Origin of the sequence: Devosia sp. FJ2-5-3 (assembly GCF_029201545.1) — a bacterium.
GTDB lineage: Bacteria > Pseudomonadota > Alphaproteobacteria > Rhizobiales > Devosiaceae > Devosia.
In genome coordinates this window covers 2,334,794-2,355,413 of record NZ_CP104007.1, presented here as the reverse complement: position 1 = coordinate 2,355,413, position 20,620 = coordinate 2,334,794, and the positions used below count along the sequence as shown (strand labels likewise).

Sequence of the window (20,620 nt, the reverse complement as noted above, 5' to 3'; positions counted from 1 at the left end):
CCCGTTTTTGTGCGCGACTGCCGGGGCCGGGCGGATCAGTCGTAGCGGAGGGCGACGAGCTGGCCGCTGGACCATTCGATGCGGGCGGCGAGGTCCAGTTCGAGCAGCAGCATCTGCATGGCCGAAGGCGGCAGGGCCAGCTGCGCGATGAGCTCGTCAACCTCGATCGGGGTGGTGGAGAGGGCGCTCATGAGACGGGCGCGATCATCTTCGCCCGGCATGACGTCCTGCCCGTCAAGGGCGGGATCCGGAATCCATTCAGGATCGAACAGCATGGAGCGCGAGGGATCGGCATGGCCGATCGTGTCGGCTATGTCCTGCGCTGACGTAACGAGGCGCGCGCCCTGCTGGATGAGCAGGTTGCCGCCCTCGGCGCGCGGATCGAGTGGGGAGCCGGGCACTGCAAAGACATCGCGGTTTTGCTCGAGGGCCAGCCTGGCAGTGATCAGCGAACCCGAGCGCTTTGCTGCCTCCACCACCACGACACCAAGCGACAGACCCGAAACCAGCCGATTACGCCTCGGGAAGTCGCGAGAGCGCGGCTCCCAGCCGAGCGGCATTTCGGTGAGAAGCGCACCGCCATTGTCGAGAATGTCGTGGGCCAGCGGGATGTTCTCGCTGGGATAAATCTTGTCGAAGCCGCCGGCAAGGACGGCGATGGTCCCGACTGCGAGGCTGGCGCGATGGGCCGCCGCGTCGATGCCGCGCGCCAGACCGGAGACGATAACGAATCCCAATCTGCCCAGCTCCTCGGATAGGAGGCGCGTCATCTTGATGCCGGCAGAGGAGGCATTGCGCGCACCCACAATGGCGACGCTGCGCTGCCAGTCGAGATTTTCGCCACCAGCAATGGTGATGAGCGGGGGCGCGCCGGGAATGTGCGAGAGATGCGGCGGATAGCCGGGTTCGCCAATGGCAACGAGGTGGGCGCCAAAGCGTGCGGCCGCAGCGATCTCGTCTTCGGCCTGCGACAGGGTGGGAATGCGGAGTGGACGACCCGTCGTGCGGGCGAGGGCGGGCAGGGCGGAAAGGGCGGCCTCAGCAGTACCAAACCGGTTGATCAGCTGCCGGAAGGTGACGGGGCCAACATTGTCGGCCCGCAGAAGCCGGAGCCAGGAAACGCGCTGCGAGGGGGTGAGATTTTTTTCTCCCACGCCCCTCAAGATCAGGCTGCCTTCTTCGAGCCGCCGATGGCCGGCTCGGTGCCGGCGAGGAGCCGGGCGATATTTTCGCGGTGCTGGAAGAAGAGCAGCAGCGCCAGGACGATTACGGTCAACGCCAGCAGCGGGCTGCCGAAGAGATAGGCGAAGATCGGTGCCGTCGCCGCAGCGGTAAGGGCGGCCAGGGAGGAAATCTTGCGGGCGAAGGCGATGATCAGCCAGACGGCACAGAAGATGATGCCGACGGGCCAGGCGAGGGCAAAGAGCGAGCCGATCATGACGGCAACGCCCTTGCCGCCCTTGAAGCCGAGCCAGACCGGAAAGCAATGGCCGAGGAAAGCACCGACAGCAGCGAGCATGGCGGCTTCTTCGCCCCAGAAATAGCGGGCGACAAGCACCGGAACAGCTGCCTTGAGCGCGTCGAGAACGAGTGTCGCAGCGGCAATCTTCTTGTTACCGGTCCGCAGCACATTGGTGGCGCCGATATTGCCTGAGCCGATATTGCGGATGTCGCCGAGGCCAGCCGCCCGCGTGAGAATGAGGCCGAACGGGATCGAGCCGGAGAGATAGCCGAGCACAAGCGCGAAGATGAGCGGCAAAAAGTCGGTCGGCATGGTTACTCCCCTATTACCGAGAGGAGTAGCGCCGGGATGGGCAATGAGCAAGAGGCGGGTGAGGGGCAGCCGCCTTTTCACAGGCGCAGGCCAGGATTATCCACTCCCACCGTCGCTGCGGCCAAACGGCCCAGTTTTGCTGCCCTCCCCTCAAGGGGAGGACGTTGTTTCGTCACATCGGTGGAGCGCGGACGCTAGCCCAGATAGTCGCGCTTGCCGATGGGCACGCCCTTGTGGCGCAGAATGTCGTAGGCCGTGGTGATGTGGAAAAAGAAGTTCGGAAGGCCCCGATTGAGGAGGTAGTCGTCGCCGCGGACCTCAACATCCTTGCCACCAAGGGTGAGCGTCACCGGGCGGTCATCGGCTCCGGCGAAATCGTCCGGGGAGAAGGTCGCGAGGTAATCAATGCCCTTTTGCAGGCGGACCTTGAGATCGGCCCAGGTGATTTCATCGTCAGGCCAGCTTGGCACCGGCTTGCCGGCGAGACGCGAGGGGACGCCCTTGGCGCCGTCGGTCGCTATCTGAACCTGGTTGCGCAGCGGGTGCATATCCGCGGCGAGGCGCGTTTCGACAAAGCTCTGCAGGTCGATGCCGTTTTCGGCGGCGTAGGCCTCGGCCTTTTCGAAAATGGCCAGCAGATTCTTGAGCATTCGCGCAAAGACCGGCACCGAGGCCGAATACATCGACAATGTCATCTTGATTTCCTGGGTATGAGTTTGGCCGTCTAGTCCTCGTGCATGAACACTGTCTGTCCACCAACGATGGTGCGCATGACCTTGCCGGCAAGGCGGGCACCCTCGAAGCTGGTGTTGCGGGAGCGCGACTTCAAGGCGTTCTCGTTGACCTGCCAGGGATAATCGAGATCCACCAGAATAAGGTCGGCCGGGGCACCCTTGGCGATGCGGCCGGCTTCGAGCCCGAGAATCTCGGCCGGGCGACTGGTCATCGCCCGCAAGAGCGTCAACAGGGGAACTTCCTCGGAATGGTGGAGGCGGAGTGCCGCGGCGAGCAGGGTTTCAAGGCCGATGGCGCCATCCGTGGCTTCGGCAAACGGCTGGCGCTTGCCCTCGCTGTCCTGCGGATCGTGATCGGAATGGATGGTGTCGATGGCGCCTGAGCGCAGGCCTTCGATGACGGCCTGGCGATCATCCTCCGAGCGAAGCGGTGTCGCCAGCTTGAAATAGGTGCGGTAGCGGCCGATGTCGTTTTCGTTGAGGCAGAGATTGTTGATCGAAATGCCGGCGGTGATCTTCGAATTGTGCGCCTTGGCGCTGTTGAGGATCGAAACGGACGCACCGGTCGAAATCTGGGCCGCGTGATAGCGGACGCCGGTGAGCGATGCCAATTGCACGTCGCGGGCGAGCGGGATGGTCTCGGCTTCGCGCACAATGCCCTTGAGACCGAGAACGGTGGCGAAGAGGCCGCTGTTCATGACGCCATCGCCCACGAGACCGGCATCGGCCAGATGATGGACAATGGTCATGTCGAAATTGGCGGCATAGGACATGGCCGTGCGCAGCATGGCGGTCGACTGGATCGAGCGGCGGCCATCGCTGAGGCAGACGGCACCAGCCTCCTTCATCAGCCCGAACTCGGAGAGTTCCTGACCGGCAAGGCCCTTGGTGATGCCGCCAGCGGGCAGGATATTGACCTTGGACGTCGCCTTGGCGCGGCGAATGAGGAAATCCACCACAGCCCCATCGTCGACGACGGGCAAGGTGTCGGGCATCATCACGAAGCTGGTGACGCCGCCAGCAGCCGCAGCTTCGCCCGCCGAGGCGAGGGTTTCGCGATATTCCCAGCCGGGTTCGCCGGTAAAGACGCGCATATCGACCAGGCCAGGCGCGAGCGCGAGCCCGGCGGCATTGATGACCTCGGCGCCATCGGGAACGCCGACAGGACCGCCCAGGGACAGATCGGCGATGCGACCATCTTCGACGAGAACCGCGCCCCGCGCATCCGTGCCGGAGGCGGGATCGAGAATGCGGGCGTTTTCAATCAGCAGCGGCCGGGTCATTGCTGGTCTCCTGAGAGAAGGGCATCGAGCACGGCCATGCGCACGGCTACGCCCATTTCGACCTGTTCGGTGATGACCGAGCGCGCACCATCGGCAATGGCCGGGTCGATTTCGACGCCGCGATTCATCGGGCCGGGGTGCATGACGATGACATCGGATTTGGCATGGGCGAGCTTGGCGGCGTCGAGCCCATAGAAGCGATAATATTCGCGGACGGACGGGATCATCTTGCCATTGGCGCGCTCATGCTGGAGGCGCAGCATCATCACCACGTCGACATCCTTGAGGCCCGCTTCCATGTCGGTGAAGACCTCGGTGGCGAGGTGTTCGATGCCGGAGGGCAGGAGGTTTTTCGGCGCAACGACGCGGGTGCGCACATTGAGCGCCTGCAGAAGCAGCAGATTGGAGCGGGCGACGCGCGAATTTGCGATGTCGCCGCAGATGGCAATTGTGAGGCCCGAAATCCGGCCCTTGTGGCGGCGGATGGTGAGCGCGTCGAGAAGCGCCTGAGTCGGGTGCTCATGAGCGCCGTCGCCGGCATTGATCACCGAGCAACCCACCTTCTGGCTGAGCAGCTCGACGGCACCGGCAGCGGAATGGCGCACGACCAGCACATCGGGCCGCATGGCGTTGAGCGTGGCGGCGGTGTCGACGAGGGTTTCGCCCTTAGAAACGGAGCTGGTCTTGACCGACATGTTCACCACCATCGCGCCGAGGCGCTTGCCGGCGATCTCGAAGGAGGATTGGGTGCGGGTCGAGGGTTCGAAGAACAGGTTGATCTGCGTCTTGCCTGCAAGCGTAGGCAGGGATTTCCGCTCCTGCCGGCTGACCGGGACCATGCGCTCGGCGCGATCGAGCAGATCGATGATCTCGTGCTGCTTGAGGTCAGCGATCGATATCAGATGGCGCTGGCGGAAGGGGGGGAAGTCACCGGACGAACCGGTGGACGAAGTGGTGTTGCTGGCGGGAATTTGGGCCATGCGCTCCCATCCTTGATGTTGGATGGGGGTCTAGGGGAGCGGCGGCCAATATGCAAGGTTTTCGCATGTTCAACGCGCGGGTTTATTCGGAAATCATGTGCGCCGCAGCCGGTCGAGCGCGCCCTGCAGGATGTAGCTGGCGGCGAGCTTGTCAACGACCTCGGCGCGGCGGTCGCGGCGGAGATCGGCCTCGATCATCATCCGGGTGACGGCAGAGGTGGAGAGACGTTCATCCCAGAAGGCAATGGGCAGGTCGATCTTGGGAGCAAGATTGCGGGCAAAGGCGCGGGTCGATTGAACGCGCGGGCCCTCGGAGCCATCCATGTTTAGCGGCAGGCCCAGGATGATCGCGACGACCTGGTTTTCCGCCACGAGCTGGATGATGCGCTCGGCGTCCTGGGTGAATTTGGTCCGCTTGATGGTTTCGAGCGGCGTGGCCGAATAGCGCATGCCGTCCGAAATGGCGACGCCAATGGTCTTGGTGCCGAGGTCAAGGCACATGATCTTGCCGATCGGCGGAATATCGGAGAGGGCTTCGTTTTCGGTCAATCTCGGGCTCGCTGGACTGGCTGACACTGTCCTATAGGGTGCACAACGCAGTTTGGCGATGGAGACCCGACAATGAAGCTCACCTGGTTCGGCTCCTCGGCCTTTCGTGTCCACAGTGGAGGCGCGATCGTGGTGGTGGAGCCCGATGCCGCAGGGGCGGGCTTTGACAGTGCCGAGTTGGTCAGCGGCGCGGATCAGGTCGTCGGCTTCGGCGAGAGCGGAATGACTTTGGCTTCGGTGGGATGGAAGCCACGGGCGCCATTGCGGCCACTCGAGGTCGAGGAGCAGAATCGGGCACCCGATATCGTGGCGCTCGATGCCGACACCCTGATCGTTGACGCGGATGGCGAGGCCCCGGTCGTGGTGGTGCGCGGTGACATGCCGCAGCTGGGCAAATGGGCCGACAGGGCCATTTTCGTCCTGGCGGGTGCGGGCCTCAAAAGCCGCGCCGAGGGCCTGCTGGAGCGGGCCTCGCCACGACTGATTGCCCTTGCGGGGGACGAGGCGGAGGTTGAGCAGGCTTTCCTCGCCCTCCGGGACAAGCTCGACGGGACGGGGATGATCGCGCTCGAGCGGGCATTGGCTGTGGAAGTCTGAGCGGCAGTCCCAGCCATTTTCATTGTCTTTTCGGCCGCGCCATTGCTAATAACGCGACAAAGACCGCATCATTCGCTGGAGTTAGCCATGTCTGTCGACGCAGCCACCGTCAAACGCATCGGGCGCCTTGCGCGCATCCGCATCGAGGAAGAGGAAGTGGCGAGCTACCAGCAGGAGCTTAACGCCATTCTCGGCTTTGTCGAGCAGCTTTCGGAAGTCGATGTCGATGGCGTCGAGCCCATGACTTCGGTGACGCCGATGACCCTGCGTCGTCGCGACGATGTCGTCTCCGATGGCGACTATCCCGATCAGATCGTCAAAAACGCGCCGTTGACGGAAGACAATTTCTTCATGGTGCCCAAGGTGGTCGAATAAATGGCGATCAGCATCGCCATTGAAACGCCCCTACAGGACGATGTGCGCGACCTGGTCGCTCACCTCAATGCGCATTTGCTGCCGCTTTCGCCGCTCGAGTTCCAGTTCAAGATGACCGTCGAGCAGATGGCCGATAGCGATACCACGCTGTTCGTGGCCCGTGATGAAGCGGGCAGGGCGATCGGCATGGGGGCGCTCAAGATCCACGGGCCTGAGCTCGGCGAGGTCAAGCGCATGTTCACGCGCCCAGAAGTTCGCGGACAACGCGTCGGACGCCACTTGCTGGAGCGTATCGTCGGGTTGGCGCGCGAGCGCGGCCTTGCCAAGGTGATGCTGGAAACCGGAACGGGCGACGGCATGGCCGAAGCGCACCGGCTCTATACGCGCTATGGTTTTGAGCCCCGCGGACCTTTCCTCGACTATCCAGAAAGCGAGTGGTCGGCCTTTTTCGAGCTGAAACTGGACGAGGAACAAATCGCATGAAATTGGGCTGGGCGTTGGCTCTGGTGATCGCAGGTCCTGTTGCCGCCACGGCACAGGAAGATCTGCGCATCGATCAGACCCGGCTCTATGTCAGCGACCCCGCCGCCTGCGCGGTGGTCGAGGACAAGGGCATCGACGCCTGGATGGACCTGGATTTCCTGAGCCTCACCTTCGGGGGCGGCATCCAGTCCATGGAATTTCACTGCAATTTCTACGATGTGAAGGGCCGCGAGGGCAGCACTCACCTCTTCGTCGATACGATTTGCGAACTGCCGGGTGAAATCTACCCGGATATCCTGGCGATAACGCCTTATTCCGATACGCAGATACAAGTGGTCTCGGCCTATGACGCGGCATTGGTGGCCGCCGGCATATTAGAGCCGAACCCGGAGGTTGCGACACCCGGCGCAACGCTCTACACACGCTGCGACAATCTGAGCGAGATTACCGTTGACTGATCTGACCAAGCTGAGCCTCGCCGAAGCCCGCAAGGGCCTCAAGGACAAGAGCTTTACCGCGACCGAGCTGACCGATTACTATATCGGCGCCATCGAGGCCGCCAATCCCAAGCTCAATGCCTATGTGGCGACCACGCCCGAGCAAGCGCGCGACATGGCCAAGGCCAGCGACGCAAGGCTGGCCCGTGGCGAAGCCGGCCCGCTCGAAGGCATTCCACTGGGCATCAAGGATCTGTTCGCCACCAAGGGCGTGCACACCCAGGCGGCCAGCCACATCCTCGACGGCTTCAAGCCCGAATATGAGTCGACCGTGACCGCCAATCTCTGGCGCGACGGCGCGGTGATGCTGGGCAAGCTCAACATGGACGAATTCGCCATGGGCTCGTCCAACGAGACCTCCTATTACGGCTCGGTCATCAACCCATTCCGTGCTGAAGGCAGCAATGCCGATCTGGTGCCCGGCGGCTCCTCGGGTGGCTCGGCTTCGGCCGTTGCTGCCTGGCTCTGCGCCGGCGCGACCGCGACCGATACGGGTGGCTCGATTCGCCAGCCAGCAGCCTTCACCGGCACCGTGGGCATCAAGCCGACTTATGGCCGCTGCTCGCGCTGGGGCACGGTGGCCTTTGCTTCCTCGCTCGACCAGGCCGGCCCGATTGCCCGCACGGTGGAAGACGCGGCACTGATGCTGAATTCGATGTCCGGCTTCGACAAGAAGGACTCGACGAGCGTCGATCTGGCGGTCCCCGATTTCGCAGCCGCCGTCGAACGCGGCGTGAAGGGCCTCACCATCGGCGTGCCGCGCGAATATCGCATGGAAGGCATGCCGGCCGAAATCGAAGCCCTGTGGAACCAGGGTCTCGAATGGCTCAAGGCCGAGGGCGCCACGGTCAAGGACATCTCGCTCCCGCATACCAAATATGCGCTGCCGGCCTATTACATTGTGGCTCCAGCCGAGGCCTCGTCTAACCTCGCCCGCTATGATGGCGTGAAATATGGCCTGCGCGTCTCGGGCAAGGACATCACCGACCTCTATGAGCTGACGCGCGCTGCCGGCTTCGGCCGCGAAGTGAAGCGTCGCATCATGATCGGCACCTATGTGCTCTCGGCCGGCTATTTCGACGCCTATTACGTCAAGGCACAGAAGGTCCGCACACTAATCAAGAAGGATTTCGAAGACGCCTTCCACGCCGGCGTCGACGCAATCCTGACCCCGGCAACGCCTTCTGCCGCCTTCGGTATTGGCGACGAGGCGCTGGCGGCCGATCCGGTGGCCATGTACCTCAACGACATCTTCACGGTGACCGTGAACATGGCGGGGCTGCCGGGAATCGCGGTTCCAGCCGGGCGCGACGGCAAGAACCTGCCGCTTGGTCTGCAGCTCATCGGCAAGCCCTTCGACGAAGAGACGCTTTTTGCCGCAGCCCGCGTTATCGAAAAGAGCACAGGCGAAGACTTTTCGCCGACGCGCTGGTGGTAACAAACCGTCTCGCCTGCCCATCCCGCGGCCTCTGGGGCATTGGTCGGGATGGCGCAAAACCCAGGCGACGCTTGATCGCGTCGCCAATCCGCACTATGTGCCGCCCATGCACAAGTTGAAGCTGGTTGTGACGCGCCCATTGGCCGCGTCCGGGCCAAAAGGGAATAAGCCAATGGCCGTCGATATTTTCTCCACGCTCGATTGGTCCGAGCCGCCCAAGGACATGAGCAAGCCGCTTCAGGCCCTGTGGTGGCTGAAGCGCGGCGAATTGCGCGTTGGTCCCGAATGGGAGCGCGCACACTTGATCGTGCAGTCCATGGAAGGCGTACAGGCCTTCGACTGGGTCCATGCCCTCATGCACTGGATCGAAGCCGACATGGGCAATGCCGATTACTGGTATCGTCGCGCCGGCAAACGCCGTGCGACCGCCAGCGTGGCCCAGGAATGGGAACACATTGCGGCAGCGCTGAGCGAAGTCACCAGGCACTGAGCCTGTCCATGATTTTTGCGAAGGGGCCCCGGAACACTGTCCGGGGCCCCTTTGCTTTTTTGGCCGCCTATTGGCCGCGCAGCAACAGCAGACCCGTGCGGGTGATGCGGTAGGCTTGCCCATGCTTTGAGGCGATCACCTTCTTGGCGCGCAGCCGCTTGAAGAGGTCGAAGGTGCAATCGGACAGGAGCCAGCCCTCGCGGCTGTAGCACTCTATATCGATGGCGCGCCCGTTATCGTCGCGCAGAATGGCGATATGCCCGCCAAGGGCCAGCGCGTTGAGCACGCGCCGTTCGAAACGTGAAATGTTCATTGTGTCTGGATTGTCGAAAGGCGACCGAATGCCCCAGGCATATGGCCGCGAACAAACGATACCCACCGACGGCATCACGCTCGGCAGCGAGTGGTTTATTCGGCCCCATCCTGATTGGATGGGTAATCAGACAATCTCAAACTGACTAGACATGGCTTTTGCTCTAGCCGAGCGGGGATTATTCGTCCAGATTTTCCCGGTAGTGCGGTTGAAATCGCCGGCCGGGCGGTGCACACCTGCCACACAAAATATCGAGGAAAGCCCGTGACTGCTGCCAAGCTGCCTGCCCAGTGCGAGACCAAAGACGATGTGCGCGCCGAGATTGACCGGATCGACCAGGCCCTGCTGGCGCTGTTCGCGGAGCGGCATCGCTATGTGACCCGCATGGCGGAGATCAAGACCGACCCGCATGAGGCGTTCGACCCCGTGCGCATCGAGTCGGTGATCAATAAGGTGCGCGGGCGCAGTCTTGACCTTGATTTGGACGAAGATCAGGCCGAACTTATCTGGCGGACCCTGATCGACTGGAACATCAATTACGAAAAGGGCATCATCGCGGCGCGCCGTCGAGCCCGGTGACAGCGGAGCCTCCCGGCGCCGCAAGGGGCGGCCACGGGAGTTCATCGTGCTCCGGACAGAGTTACGCAAGGCCGATCTCTCAGACGCGCCGCGCATGGGCACGATCGCCTACGCCGCGTGGGAGAAGGGCATCCTGCCGCTTCTGAGCGAAGAACCCCTGATGCGCGCATCGGAGCGTCGACGCCTGTCGCAGGCCGCCGCGCTCGGCTGGCAGCACGCCATTGTCGCCATTCGCGATGGCGACCTCGTCGGCTGGTGTTCCCGCGTGCCGCGCCGCAATTACATACCCTATCTTTTCGTCGCACCGGACAGCCAGAGCATGGGCGTGGGCGGGGAACTGCTCGCGCGCATGGAAATGATGCTCGAACTCGAGGGCGCCGAGCGGGTCCATCTCGAGACGCCGGCCGATAATGTGCGGGCGGTACGGTTCTACGAGCGTCAGGGCTACAATATCATGGCGCTGCGGGGCAGGGACGGCGACGTGCGCCAGAGTTTCATGAGCGTACATCTCGAAAAACGGCTTCACCCGCTTTCGGGCGAGCAGGAGCGGGAATAAGTCCTCATTTCAAGGGTGCCGTGACTGTTGCAACGCCGGGCCAAGCCCGCTAAGCACAGAACGAATTTCTTTGATGTTCAGGACCGCCAAGTGACACTCGTCGATACCCGCACCCCCGACAAGAAGCGCCTGATTTCCGGTTCGACCGGCGATTGGGAAGTGATCATCGGCATGGAAGTGCATGCGCAGGTGACGAGCGAGAGCAAGCTGTTCTCGGGATCCTCGACCGCCTTCGGCAATCCGCCCAACGCCAATGTGAGCTTCGTTGACGCAGCCATGCCCGGCATGCTGCCCGTCATCAACGAAGAATGCGTGCGCCAGGCCGTGCGGACCGGTCTGGGGCTCAAGGCCCAGATCAACAAGCGCTCGGTGTTCGACCGCAAGAACTATTTCTATCCGGACCTGCCGCAGGGCTACCAGATTTCCCAGTTCAAGGACCCGATCGTCGGCGAGGGCAAGGTTCTGCTCGACGTCGATGGCGAGCAGATCGAGATCGGCATCGAGCGCCTGCACCTCGAGCAGGACGCCGGCAAGTCGATCCATGACCAGCATCCCAACATGAGCTTCGTCGACCTCAACCGGTCGGGCGTCGCCCTGATGGAAATCGTGTCCAAGCCTGATCTGCGCTCGTCGGAAGAAGCCAAGGCCTATCTCGCCAAGCTGCGCACCATTCTGCGCTATCTCGGCACATGCGACGGTAATATGGAGCAGGGCTCCATGCGCGCCGACGTCAACGTGTCGGTGCGCCGTCCGGGTGGCGAATTCGGAACGCGTTGCGAAATCAAGAACGTCAATTCGATCCGCTTTGCCGGCATGGCCATCGAATATGAGGCACGCCGCCAGATCGACATCCTCGAAGATGGCGGCGCCATCGACCAGGAAACCCGTCTTTTCGATCCCAAGCTCGGCGAAACGCGCTCCATGCGGTCCAAGGAAGAGGCGCATGACTATCGCTACTTCCCCGATCCGGACCTGCTACCGCTCGAATTCGACGATGCCTTCATCGCGGCCATGGCCGAAGGCCTGCCGGAACTTCCCGATGAGAAGCAGGCCCGGTTCATCTCGGACTATGGGGTGACCGCATACGACGCCATGGTGCTGACGCTCGATCGCGAGACCGCAGACTATTACGAGGCCTGCGTGGCCTTCGGCGGCACCAAGCGCGATGGCAAGGCCGTGGCCAATATCCTCAATGGCGACGTCGCCGCTTTCGCCAACAGCCAGGGCCTGGCCGTGTGGGAAACTCATTTGCAGCCGGCGCAGATCGCCGGCCTGGTCGACCTCATCGCCGCTGGGACGATCTCGTCCAAGGGCGCCAAGGACGTGCTGCAGATTCTCATCTCCGAGGAGCCGGAAGGCAATCCGGCCGAAGTCGTGGAGCGTCGCGGTCTCACCCAGGTGACCGATCTCGGCGCCATCGAGAAGATCGTCGACGAAATCATCGCCGCCAATCCGGATCAGGTCGAGAAGGTGAAAGCCAAGCCGACCATGATCGGCTGGTTCGTCGGCCAGGCGATGAAGGCCTCGGGTGGCAAGGCCAACCCGCAGGCGCTGAACGATTTGATGAAGCAAAAGCTCGGGATCGAATAATCTTGACCCTAGAGCAAGAAAAAGAGCGATCCGTCCGTTCGACATCGATCGGGGCGGCCTTCGTCGATCACAAGGCGCCCTGGATCGTTCGGCTGATCGGCAAGCTGTTCAGCGGCGTCATCCTGATCCCCGTTCTGGCCACCATGGCCGCCTCGCTGGCGCTCATGGTGTATGGGGCCTTCGAGACCTGGCATTTCCTGGATGGCCTGTTCTTCTCGGTGGATCATCGGTTGAGCCACGACGAGGCCCTGCTGCATGCCATCGAGCTGGTTGATCTCTTCCTGCTCGCAACGGTGGTTCAGGTCGTGTCGCTTGGGCTCTATCAGCTCTATTTCGACCAGGATCTGGAACTGCCGAACTGGCTGCGCATCCGCACGCTGGACGATCTCAAGTCCAAGCTGGTGGGTGTGGCCGTCACTGTGCTCGCGGTCTACTTTTTGGGCCGCGCAGTCACTTCGGCGGGCGGCATCGACATCCTCTATCTGGGTGGGGCCAGCGCCCTCGTCATTGGGGCGCTGACGTACTTCCTGAGCAAGATCCACTCCAACCACTGACCTTACGGATTGATGTCGTGTCCGAGCTCGGGCGGGAGGTTGGGATCAAACCCATCCTCCTCGACGTCCTGGCGCAGCGGCGAGCTGTGCGGGTGCTCTGGGTCGCCGGTAGGCAGGTGAACCGGCATGGGCGGCTGCGGTTGGGCAGGGCGCACAGGCTTGTCGGATTTGTCGTTTCGGGTCGGGTCCATGTCAGAACTCCCGCGGGCGCGGAACGTCGCCGGGCATGGGCGGAATTTCCGGCGACGGAACCGGATCGGGGGACGTCCCGGGCTCGTCGGGCGTGGGGAAATGACCGGGGCCTGGCTGGCCAGGCTCACCCGGCCGCGGAAAATCGGGGTCCGGCGGCGGAGTGTATTCAGGCGGGGCTTGAGGATCGATATCAGGTCGGGGACTGGGCATGGCGCACCTCCATCGGATTCAACGGTATGGTGCCGCAGGAGTTCCTTTTCCCGCTCTCAGTGTTTCCCCACCGACATCTGGGCGCGCACGTTGGGATCGAGGTCGAGGAAGTCAGCCTCGGCCTCCGCACCGACGGCATCGAAATAGCGGCTCAGAAAGCTGCGATATGAGGCCGCGAGGGCGATGTCGGCGATATTGAGATCGGTCAGGCCGACGGCCCGCAGCCGGTCAATGTCGGCCTCCGTTATTCGCGAGGCATCGCGGGTGATCTGTTCCGCATAGGCAAGCATGGCCACCTGCTGCTCGCTCAATCCTGCATTGCGATAGTCCGCCTGGATGGCGATGGCCTTGTCTCGCCCGACCATCCGCGAGAGCGATTTGAAATAGACATGCGAGCAATAGCTCGAGGGGACGTTCTTGGCGGCGATGAGCGTAATCAGGCGAAAATTCTCGAGCCCCAGCGAGAAATTGTCTCTCAGCTGATGCAGCAGGCGTTCGATCGGGACGAGCATATCGGGGCGCGCAGAGAGACACTGCGTTGCCGCCATGACGCGTCCCATGGCGGCGGTTTCGGCCTCGTAGATCTCGGCCATTTCGTCGGTGGCCTCCGACGGTGAGATGGTCTTGATGTACATGACATTGACCTCCTGTCGCCGGTGGCACCGGCGAGAGGCGATCTTATGTCAGGCGCCTACGCCTTTCCAGAGCTGGCGGATACGGCCGTCGATGAACAGGAGGCCGAAGAAGATCACTACCATGCCGAGAATCTGGATCGGCAGGACGGTTTCGCCCAACACGGTCACGCCGATCAGCAACGCCGAAATCGGCGCGATGAACGTGGTCGTGGCGAAGTTGGTGGCGCCGACCCGCGGAAGGATCCGATACATGATCTGGAAGGTGAAGGCCGTCGAGAGGAGACCGATGGCCAATGCGGCGCCCCACGTTTCGGCGCGGGTGATGACGGGCACGCCTTCGACGAGGAAAGCGAGGGGCACGGCAATGACGGCAGCGCCTGTCAGCGCGATCGAGGCGAAAGCGGTCGGCTCGATGTGCTTGTAGCTGCGGGTAATGTTCAGCGAGAGCGCGTAGCACAGGGTCGCGCCAAGGCAGGCCATGACCGCCCAGAGCTGAGACGAACCACCCGAAGTCAGTGCCGGCGAAACGAGGATCGCCGCGCCTGCAAAGCCGATGCCGACACCGGTGAACTTTGTGGGCGTCGCCTTCTCCCCGCCGATCCAGACATGGGAGATCAAAGCGGTCACCATCGGGGTCAAGGCGTTGATGATGGCGGCGATGCCGCTGGCGAGGTGCGCCTGGGCAAGGGGGAACAGGGCAAAGGGGATGGCATAGGCAATGATGCCGAGCCCGCCCAATTGCAGCCAGAGCATGGGGTCGCGCGGGACAGGCTTGCGCAGCGCCAGCATGATGACCCAGCAGCCCAGCGCGCCGATGGAAACGCGGAAGGCAGTCACCCAGACCGGACCGATTTCACGGATAAGGATGGCGTTGAAAACGAAGGAACAACCCCAGATGGCGCCCAGAAGAATGATCCAGGACCAGTCGCGCAGACTCATAACAGCTTCCCCGAAAGAAGCCGGACGCTACGCTCGGAGCGAACAAAGGTCGAACCGAATTTGACGATGCGGCGATCAATTCTGGTGATGAATAACGGCGTGCCGTTCAGGGCAGGGCGGCGGCGAGGATCCGCAGGGCCTCTGGGTAGATATGGTGTTCCTCGACCAGTACGCGCGCGGCCAGAGTCTCGGGCGTGTCGCCGGGCAGAACCGGGACCTTGGCCTGGAGGATCGGTTCGCCCTCGTCGAGGCCCGGGGTAACGTAGTGCACGGTACAACCGTGCTCGGTCACGCCATCCGCGAGCGCGCGGGCGTGGGTATCGAGACCCTTATAGGCCGGCAGCAGAGAGGGGTGGATGTTGATCATCCGCCCGGCCCAGCGATTGACGAAGTCGTCGCCGAGAATGCGCATGAAGCCGGCGAGGCAAACGATGTCGACCTCCCAGCTTTCGAGCACCTGCGTCATGGTGTCTTCGAACATGTCCCTGGAGGGAAATTTGCTCTGGGCCAGGGACGCCGTCGCAATCCCCTCGGTAGCGGCAGTGATAAGACCCTGAGCTGCTGCTTTATTGGAAAGAACGCCAATTATTTCAGCAGGATAGTCCGGTTCTTTCGCGGCCGCGATGAGCGCGGACATATTAGAGCCGCGCCCAGAGATGAGAATGCCGACCTTCTTCCGGCTCACAGTTTCAGCGCGCCCCGGAAGGTGACGGCTTCGCCGGACCGCTCGGTGAGCTGCCCGACTATGGCTGCGGTTTCTCCCGAAGCGTTGAGGCTTTCGACCAGCTTCTCGGCATCCGCGGGCGTTACGGCAACGAGCATGCCAACGCCGCAATTGAAGGTGCGCAGCATTTCGCGCTCATCCATGCCGCCGACCTTGGACAGCCAGCCGAAGACCGCCGGGACGCTGACGGCACCCAGATCGATATCGGCTGCCAGATGATCGGGCAGGACGCGCGGGATATTGTCGATGAAACCGCCGCCGGTGATGTGGGCGAGGGCCTTGATGCCATGGCCGGCCTTCAGCGCGGCGAGGATCGACTTGACGTAGATGCGGGTCGGCTCGAGCAGGGCTTCCGCCAGCGTCTTGCCTTCGGCAAATGGCGCTGGAGCATCCCAGGTGAGGCCCGAGACTTCGACGATCCTGCGGACCAGCGAATAGCCGTTGGAATGGACGCCCGAGGAGGCAATCGCGACGAGAATGTCGCCGGCCGCGATGTCCTTGCGAGGCAGCAATGCGCCGCGTTCGGCCGCGCCGACGGCAAAGCCGGCAAGGTCATAATCATTGCCGTGGTACATGCCTGGCATCTCGGCGGTTTCGCCGCCGATAAGCGCACAGCCCGCGAGGCGGCAGCCATGGGCGATGCCGTTGACGATGGCCGTGCCCTGTTCGACATCGAGCTTGCCGGTGGCAAAATAGTCGAGGAAGAAGAGCGGCTCGGCGCCCTGGACGATAAGATCGTTGACGCACATGGCCACGAGATCCTGGCCGATCGTGTCGTGCTTGCCCGTATCGATGGCAATCTTGAGCTTGGTGCCCACGCCGTCATTGGCGGCAACGAGGACCGGATCGACAAAACCGGCGGCCTTGAGATCGAAGAGACCGCCGAAACCGCCGATCTCACCATCGGCGCCCGGGCGCCGGGTGGAACGAACGGCGGGCTTGATTGCCTCTACCAGTGCATTGCCGGCATCGATATCGACCCCGGCCTGCTTGTATGAGAGACCGTTTGATGGCAGGTTTTGTGCGTCGGACATGAGCCTGTTGCCAATGCTGGGGATAGCGGGCGCATCGCAGCGCGCGCGAACCGGGTTGGTTGAACTTTTCGGTGCTGGCCGTTACACGGCTGATAGCTTCTTGGATACACAGACGCAAGGGCCGCCCGGCGCCATGAACCTTAGAAATCAAGTGTTGATCTGGATCGGCTTTTTTACGGTGCTGATCCTCTCGCTGTGGATTTTCCGCGGCATATTGCTGCCCTTTGTCGTCGGCGCAGCGCTGGCCTATCTGCTCAATCCGCTCGTCAACCAGTTGCAGCGCTGGCATTTCAGCCGCATCTGGGCGACCGTCGTGGTGCTGCTTTCGATCCTCGCCATCATCATCAGCCTGTTCTTCATGCTGGTGCCCGTGATTGGCCAACAGATCATCGAGCTGATCCAGCGCGCGCCGACACTTTTCAGGGATTTGCAGAATCTGGCGACGCAATATTCGCCTGAGATCAGCGCCTGGCTCGGACCTGAACGCGCCGCCGAAGTCGAGCGCGCCATCAACGAAATCGCGCGAAACCTGCTCGGGTTTATCGCGCGCCTGCCGGCCGAACTGGTCAGCATCGGCATGTCGGGGGTCTCGGTCGTCGCCTTTATCGTGGTCGCGCCCGTCGTGGCCTTCTACCTCCTGCTCGACTGGGAAGGGATGATCCGCGGCATCGACAATCTGATGCCCAGGGACCACAAGGCCGAGATCAAGGGTATTCTGGGCGACATTGACAGCTCCATGGCCGGCGTGATCCGCGGGCAGGGCTCGGTCCTCTTGCTCGACGCGGCCTTTTACGCGACCGCGCTGTCGCTGATCGGCCTTAATTTCGGCCTGGCCGTCGGTATTATCGGAGGGCTCCTGAGCTTTATTCCGTTCGTGGGCGCCTTTGTCGGCCTGGGTCTGGCCGTGGGCATCGCCCTGGTGCAGTTCTGGCCGAATTTGTGGATGGTCGCGCTGGTCTTCGGCGTCTTCATGTTCTGGCAGTTCATCGAAGGAAATGTGCTCTATCCCAAGCTCGTCGGGTCCTCGATCAACATCAATCCGGTCTGGATGATGTTTGCCCTGCTGGCTCTCGGCGCCCTGTTTGGGTTTACCGGCCTGTTGCTTGCCGTCCCCATGGCGGCAATTGCCTCTGTTCTGGTGCGTTACGGCGTGCGGAAATACAAAGAAAGCACCCTCTATCTTGGCACCAACGGCCATGCCGCGGATGAAGAGATTGCTCCCTGATACCGGCCCACGGCAACTGCCTCTGGACCTGCATCTCGAGCCCTCTCATGCCGAAGATGACTTCCTGGTCGGCGAAGGAAATTCGCTGGCCCATGCCCGAATAACGGCCTGGCCGCATTGGCCCGACGCGGTCACGCTGATCATCGGTCCTGCCGCCTCGGGTAAATCGCATCTGGCGCGCATTTTTGCCGATCGGAGCGGCGCGCGCTTCGTCACGCCCGAGACCATCGCGACGATTGCCGGTGAGAACGGCAAGGGACCCCTCGCCATCGAGGATGTCGATAGCGGCGCCTATGACGAGCCGAGCCTGTTTCATTTGCTCAATCAGGCCATGCGGGGCGATCGAACGCTGCTGCTGACGGCGCGCGAGGAGGTTGCACATTGGCCGCTGGCGACCGATGATGTGCGTTCGCGAGTGCGTCGTGCGCCGATGTTTCGACTGGAGGTCAGCGACGACATCGAGTTGTCACACATGTTCGCGAAGCTGTTTGGTGACCGCCAGATCAAGGTCGATCCAAAGATCATCCACTATTTGGTCGCGCGCATGGAGCGCAGTCCGGAAGAAGTGGGGATCCTTGCAGACCTGATGGATCGCCTGGCCCTAGCCAGAGGGACAGCGATCACCCGCAGTATAGCGACAGAGGCCCTGGCGCGCCGACAGGCGGAGCGCGGGCCGAGTGGGCAACAGGATTGGGACGCCGACGCCGATGAATGAGATTAGTGACTTTGCCGAGGCAGAGGGTGCCGTACCGGATGTAGAGGCCTTGCGCACCAGCCCGGCGCGCTTCGTCAACCGCGAAGTGAGCTGGCTGCAGTTCAACATGCGCGTGCTCGAGGAGGCAGGCAACGAAGCCCATCCGCTGCTCGAACGCCTGCGCTTCGTCTCGATATCAGCGAACAATCTCGATGAATTCTACATGGTGCGCGTCGCCGGGCTCAAAGGGCAGATCCGGGCAGGGCTCGCCAAGCAAAGCGCCGATGGCCTGACACCGACCGAACAGCTCGACGAAATCGCAACGCTCGCCCAGCATTTGCAGCTCGAGCAGCAGGATCACTGGCAGAATCTGCGTGAAGAACTGTTCGCGCAGAACGTGGTGATCCACGAAACCGATGATTTGAGCGAAGACCAGGTCTCCTATCTGCAAAAGCTGTTCCGGGAAGAGATTTTCCCCGTCCTGACGCCGATTGCCGTGGATCCCGCGCATCCGTTCCCGTTCATCCCCAATCTGGGGCTGGCGCTGGCCTTTGAGTTGCGGCGTCCGAACAACGACCAGATGCTGACGGCGCTGGTGCGCATTCCCGGCAATCTCGACCGGTTCATCAATCTGCCGACCGGGCTGGTCTCGGAGGGACGGACCGAAGTTGTCACCATCGATACGCTGGTGAAGCTCTTCTTCCACAAGATGTTCCCCGGCCATGAAATCATGGGGGCGGGTGCCTTCCGCGTGATCCGCGACAGCGAAATCGAAATCGACGACGAAGCGGCCGACCTCGTGGTGGAATTCGAATCCGCACTGCGTCAGCGTCGCCGCGGGCAGGTGATCCGGCTTGAAATCGAACGGTCCATGTCCCGAGCCCTCAAGCGCCAGATCGGCGAGCAACTGGGCGTCAAGGAAGCGGACGTTTTCGAGGTGCAGGGTTTCCTCGGCCTCGCCGATGCGCGCAAGATCTGCGACGTGGAGCGCGCGGACCTCAAATTCCAGCCCTATCACGCTCGGTTCCCCGAGCGCATCCGGGACTATAATGGCGACAGCTTTGCCGCCATCCGGGCCAAGGACATCCTCGTCCATCATCCGTTCGAGAGCTTTGACGTGGTCGCGCAGTTCCTCATGCAGGCGGCGCGCGATCCGGATGTGGTCGCGATCAAGCAGACGCTCTACCGCACATCGTCGGACAGCCCGATCGTCAAGGCGCTGGTGATGGCGGCCGAGGCCGGCAAGTCCGTGACCTGCCTGGTCGAGCTCAAGGCGCGCTTTGACGAAGAAGCCAATATCCGCTGGGCCCGCGATCTCGAACGGGCAGGGGCGCAGGTCGTGTTCGGCTTCATCGAACTCAAGACCCATGCCAAGATGAGCCAGGTGGTGCGGCGCGAAAAGGGCAAGCTGGTCAGCTATTGCCACATCGGCACCGGCAACTACCACCCGATCACTGCCAAGATCTATACCGACCTCAGCTATTTCACCATCGACCCCGCGGTTACGCGGGACGTGGCGCGGGTGTTCAATTTCATCACCGGCTATGCAAGACCGACCGAGCTCGAGACCATCGCTGTGTCGCCGGTCAATCTGCGCGAGACGCTGCTGCAGAATATTGCCGAAGAAATCGAGTTTGCGCGGAACGGCCAGCCGTCTTCCATCTTGCTCAAGATGAACTCGCTGGTCGATCCGCAGGTGATCGACGCACTCTATGACGCCAGCCAGGCCGGCGTGAAGGTGGACCTCATCGTCCGCGGCATCTGCTGCCTTCGTCCGGGTATTCCAGGCTTCTCGGACAATATCCGGGTGAAGTCCGTCGTTGGCCGCTTCCTGGAACACAGCCGCATTTATTGTTTCGGACGTGGCGAGACCATGCCGTCACCCAAGGCGCTGGTCTATATTTCCTCCGCCGATTTGATGGGACGAAATCTGGATGGCCGCGTTGAGGTGATGGTGCCGATCCTCAACAAGACCGTGCATAAGCAGATCATGGACCGGATCATGGTTGCCTATCTTCGCGACAACCAGCAAAGCTGGGAAGTGTTGCCCGATGGCAGCTCGCACCGTGTGCGCTTGAACGAGGGCGAAGAGCCATTCAATGCGCACGATTACTTCATGACCAACCCTTCGCTGTCCGGTCGCGGTAGTGCAGGGGAAGGCGACGAGGGCTGAGT

General features: G+C 62.4%; 25 protein-coding genes. 13 read left to right on the top strand and 12 right to left on the bottom strand.

The features are described from left to right. Nucleotides 1-35 precede the first annotated feature (35 nt). From dprA to ruvX, 6 genes are all read right to left on the bottom strand, one after another. Complete coding sequence (gene dprA, locus N0P34_RS11420; RefSeq protein ID WP_275603371.1) at nt 36-1,154, bottom strand: DNA-processing protein DprA; 1,119 nt, start codon at nt 1,152-1,154, stop codon at nt 36-38. 11 nt (nt 1,155-1,165) lie between these two features. Beyond that, nucleotides 1,166-1,774: a glycerol-3-phosphate 1-O-acyltransferase PlsY gene (gene plsY / locus N0P34_RS11415; RefSeq protein WP_275603370.1), complete on the bottom strand. Its 609-nt coding sequence runs from the start codon at nt 1,772-1,774 to the stop codon at nt 1,166-1,168. A 194-nt stretch (nt 1,775-1,968) separates the two neighbouring features. Then, nucleotides 1,969-2,469 (bottom strand): DUF1993 domain-containing protein, encoded by a 501-nt coding sequence (locus N0P34_RS11410; RefSeq protein WP_275603369.1) that lies wholly within the window; start codon nt 2,467-2,469, stop codon nt 1,969-1,971. A gap of 29 nt (nt 2,470-2,498) precedes the next feature. Further along, nucleotides 2,499-3,791, bottom strand: coding sequence for a dihydroorotase (gene pyrC / locus N0P34_RS11405; protein ID WP_275603368.1), 1,293 nt, complete (start codon nt 3,789-3,791; stop codon nt 2,499-2,501). Beyond that, entirely contained in the window at nt 3,788-4,771 is a 984-nt protein-coding gene (locus N0P34_RS11400) for an aspartate carbamoyltransferase catalytic subunit (protein WP_275603367.1), read from the bottom strand. Before N0P34_RS11400 ends, pyrC begins: the two co-directional genes overlap by 4 nt. A gap of 93 nt (nt 4,772-4,864) precedes the next feature. Beyond that, nucleotides 4,865-5,272 carry a Holliday junction resolvase RuvX gene (gene ruvX, locus N0P34_RS11395; RefSeq protein ID WP_275606966.1) on the bottom strand — a complete coding sequence of 136 codons (408 nt, stop codon included), beginning with the start codon at nt 5,270-5,272 and terminating at the stop codon, nt 4,865-4,867. Nucleotides 5,273-5,392: 120 nt separating this feature from the next. On the opposite strand from ruvX, the gene N0P34_RS11390 reads away from it, so the two are divergent. From N0P34_RS11390 to N0P34_RS11365, 6 genes are all read left to right on the top strand, one after another. Next, the gene (locus N0P34_RS11390) at nt 5,393-5,917 is read left to right on the top strand and encodes a hypothetical protein (protein ID WP_275603366.1); all 525 of its coding nucleotides are present in this window, start codon (nt 5,393-5,395) and stop codon (nt 5,915-5,917) included. A gap of 87 nt (nt 5,918-6,004) precedes the next feature. Continuing rightward, nucleotides 6,005-6,292 (top strand): Asp-tRNA(Asn)/Glu-tRNA(Gln) amidotransferase subunit GatC, encoded by a 288-nt coding sequence (gene gatC, locus N0P34_RS11385; protein WP_275603365.1) that lies wholly within the window; start codon nt 6,005-6,007, stop codon nt 6,290-6,292. Then, nucleotides 6,293-6,775, top strand: coding sequence for a GNAT family N-acetyltransferase (locus N0P34_RS11380; RefSeq protein ID WP_275603364.1), 483 nt, complete (start codon nt 6,293-6,295; stop codon nt 6,773-6,775). Next, nucleotides 6,772-7,233, top strand: a complete 462-nt coding sequence (locus tag N0P34_RS11375; protein WP_275603363.1) for a hypothetical protein — start codon at nt 6,772-6,774, stop codon at nt 7,231-7,233. Before N0P34_RS11380 ends, N0P34_RS11375 begins: the two co-directional genes overlap by 4 nt. Continuing rightward, nucleotides 7,226-8,710 (top strand): Asp-tRNA(Asn)/Glu-tRNA(Gln) amidotransferase subunit GatA, encoded by a 1,485-nt coding sequence (gene gatA, locus N0P34_RS11370; protein WP_275603362.1) that lies wholly within the window; start codon nt 7,226-7,228, stop codon nt 8,708-8,710. Before N0P34_RS11375 ends, gatA begins: the two co-directional genes overlap by 8 nt. A 172-nt stretch (nt 8,711-8,882) precedes the next feature. Then, entirely contained in the window at nt 8,883-9,200 is a 318-nt protein-coding gene (locus N0P34_RS11365; protein ID WP_275603361.1) for a hypothetical protein, read from the top strand. Between the two features lie 67 nt (nt 9,201-9,267). Here N0P34_RS11365 and N0P34_RS11360 read toward each other — a convergent pair whose 3' ends face one another. Continuing rightward, the gene (locus N0P34_RS11360) at nt 9,268-9,513 is read right to left on the bottom strand and encodes a YjhX family toxin (RefSeq protein ID WP_275603360.1); all 246 of its coding nucleotides are present in this window, start codon (nt 9,511-9,513) and stop codon (nt 9,268-9,270) included. 264 nt (nt 9,514-9,777) lie between these two features. Between N0P34_RS11360 and N0P34_RS11355 the strand changes: the two genes are divergently transcribed. The 4 genes from N0P34_RS11355 to N0P34_RS11340 all read left to right on the top strand — a co-directional run bounded on the left by N0P34_RS11355 (nt 9,778) and on the right by N0P34_RS11340 (nt 12,792). After that, nucleotides 9,778-10,092, top strand: coding sequence for a chorismate mutase (locus N0P34_RS11355; protein WP_275603359.1), 315 nt, complete (start codon nt 9,778-9,780; stop codon nt 10,090-10,092). Between the two features lie 46 nt (nt 10,093-10,138). After that, nucleotides 10,139-10,648, top strand: a complete 510-nt coding sequence (locus tag N0P34_RS11350) for a GNAT family N-acetyltransferase (RefSeq protein ID WP_275603358.1) — start codon at nt 10,139-10,141, stop codon at nt 10,646-10,648. A gap of 90 nt (nt 10,649-10,738) precedes the next feature. After that, complete coding sequence (gatB, locus tag N0P34_RS11345) at nt 10,739-12,238, top strand: Asp-tRNA(Asn)/Glu-tRNA(Gln) amidotransferase subunit GatB (RefSeq protein ID WP_275603357.1); 1,500 nt, start codon at nt 10,739-10,741, stop codon at nt 12,236-12,238. Between the two features lie 2 nt (nt 12,239-12,240). Next, the gene (locus N0P34_RS11340; RefSeq protein WP_275603356.1) at nt 12,241-12,792 is read left to right on the top strand and encodes a YqhA family protein; all 552 of its coding nucleotides are present in this window, start codon (nt 12,241-12,243) and stop codon (nt 12,790-12,792) included. Between the two features lie 2 nt (nt 12,793-12,794). Here the strand turns inward: N0P34_RS11340 and N0P34_RS11335 are convergent, their stop codons facing one another. The 5 genes from N0P34_RS11335 to purM all read right to left on the bottom strand — a co-directional run bounded on the left by N0P34_RS11335 (nt 12,795) and on the right by purM (nt 16,526). Beyond that, nucleotides 12,795-12,983, bottom strand: a complete 189-nt coding sequence (locus N0P34_RS11335) for a hypothetical protein (protein ID WP_275603355.1) — start codon at nt 12,981-12,983, stop codon at nt 12,795-12,797. Nucleotides 12,984-13,250: 267 nt separating this feature from the next. Next, on the bottom strand, nt 13,251-13,829 hold the full coding sequence (locus tag N0P34_RS11330; protein WP_275603354.1) for an alkylhydroperoxidase: 579 nt from the start codon (nt 13,827-13,829) through the stop codon (nt 13,251-13,253). Nucleotides 13,830-13,877: 48 nt separating this feature from the next. Beyond that, the gene (locus N0P34_RS11325; RefSeq protein WP_275603353.1) at nt 13,878-14,768 is read right to left on the bottom strand and encodes a DMT family transporter; all 891 of its coding nucleotides are present in this window, start codon (nt 14,766-14,768) and stop codon (nt 13,878-13,880) included. Nucleotides 14,769-14,874: 106 nt separating this feature from the next. Then, complete coding sequence (purN, locus tag N0P34_RS11320) at nt 14,875-15,453, bottom strand: phosphoribosylglycinamide formyltransferase (protein WP_275603352.1); 579 nt, start codon at nt 15,451-15,453, stop codon at nt 14,875-14,877. Further along, nucleotides 15,450-16,526: a phosphoribosylformylglycinamidine cyclo-ligase gene (purM, locus tag N0P34_RS11315; RefSeq protein ID WP_275603351.1), complete on the bottom strand. Its 1,077-nt coding sequence runs from the start codon at nt 16,524-16,526 to the stop codon at nt 15,450-15,452. Before purM ends, purN begins: the two co-directional genes overlap by 4 nt. Nucleotides 16,527-16,659: 133 nt before the next feature. Here purM and N0P34_RS11310 point away from each other — a divergent pair, with 133 nt between their 5' ends. From N0P34_RS11310 to N0P34_RS11300, 3 genes are read left to right on the top strand one after another with little or no spacing between them, the layout of a single operon-like run. Further along, nucleotides 16,660-17,751: an AI-2E family transporter gene (locus N0P34_RS11310; protein WP_275603350.1), complete on the top strand. Its 1,092-nt coding sequence runs from the start codon at nt 16,660-16,662 to the stop codon at nt 17,749-17,751. Then, nucleotides 17,741-18,466 (top strand): hypothetical protein, encoded by a 726-nt coding sequence (locus N0P34_RS11305; protein ID WP_275603349.1) that lies wholly within the window; start codon nt 17,741-17,743, stop codon nt 18,464-18,466. The genes N0P34_RS11310 and N0P34_RS11305 overlap by 11 nt, the downstream gene beginning before the upstream one ends. After that, nucleotides 18,459-20,618: an RNA degradosome polyphosphate kinase gene (locus N0P34_RS11300; RefSeq protein ID WP_275603348.1), complete on the top strand. Its 2,160-nt coding sequence runs from the start codon at nt 18,459-18,461 to the stop codon at nt 20,616-20,618. The genes N0P34_RS11305 and N0P34_RS11300 overlap by 8 nt, the downstream gene beginning before the upstream one ends. The last annotated feature ends 2 nt before the right edge of the window (nt 20,619-20,620 follow it).

Coding starts and splice junctions, on each gene's coding strand:
- plsY (WP_275603370.1), bottom strand. CDS start 1,774: ATGCCGACCGACTTTTTGCCGCTCATCTTCGCGCTTGTGCTCGGCTAT.
- N0P34_RS11410 (WP_275603369.1), bottom strand. CDS start 2,469: ATGACATTGTCGATGTATTCGGCCTCGGTGCCGGTCTTTGCGCGAATG.
- pyrC (WP_275603368.1), bottom strand. CDS start 3,791: ATGACCCGGCCGCTGCTGATTGAAAACGCCCGCATTCTCGATCCCGCC.
- N0P34_RS11400 (WP_275603367.1), bottom strand. CDS start 4,771: ATGGCCCAAATTCCCGCCAGCAACACCACTTCGTCCACCGGTTCGTCC.
- ruvX (WP_275606966.1), bottom strand. CDS start 5,272: ATGTGCCTTGACCTCGGCACCAAGACCATTGGCGTCGCCATTTCGGAC.
- N0P34_RS11390 (WP_275603366.1), top strand. CDS start 5,393: ATGAAGCTCACCTGGTTCGGCTCCTCGGCCTTTCGTGTCCACAGTGGA.
- gatC (WP_275603365.1), top strand. CDS start 6,005: ATGTCTGTCGACGCAGCCACCGTCAAACGCATCGGGCGCCTTGCGCGC.
- N0P34_RS11380 (WP_275603364.1), top strand. CDS start 6,293: ATGGCGATCAGCATCGCCATTGAAACGCCCCTACAGGACGATGTGCGC.
- N0P34_RS11375 (WP_275603363.1), top strand. CDS start 6,772: ATGAAATTGGGCTGGGCGTTGGCTCTGGTGATCGCAGGTCCTGTTGCC.
- N0P34_RS11365 (WP_275603361.1), top strand. CDS start 8,883: ATGGCCGTCGATATTTTCTCCACGCTCGATTGGTCCGAGCCGCCCAAG.
- N0P34_RS11360 (WP_275603360.1), bottom strand. CDS start 9,513: ATGAACATTTCACGTTTCGAACGGCGCGTGCTCAACGCGCTGGCCCTT.
- N0P34_RS11335 (WP_275603355.1), bottom strand. CDS start 12,983: ATGGACCCGACCCGAAACGACAAATCCGACAAGCCTGTGCGCCCTGCC.
- N0P34_RS11330 (WP_275603354.1), bottom strand. CDS start 13,829: ATGTACATCAAGACCATCTCACCGTCGGAGGCCACCGACGAAATGGCC.
- N0P34_RS11325 (WP_275603353.1), bottom strand. CDS start 14,768: ATGAGTCTGCGCGACTGGTCCTGGATCATTCTTCTGGGCGCCATCTGG.
- purM (WP_275603351.1), bottom strand. CDS start 16,526: ATGTCCGACGCACAAAACCTGCCATCAAACGGTCTCTCATACAAGCAG.
- N0P34_RS11310 (WP_275603350.1), top strand. CDS start 16,660: ATGAACCTTAGAAATCAAGTGTTGATCTGGATCGGCTTTTTTACGGTG.
- N0P34_RS11300 (WP_275603348.1), top strand. CDS start 18,459: ATGAATGAGATTAGTGACTTTGCCGAGGCAGAGGGTGCCGTACCGGAT.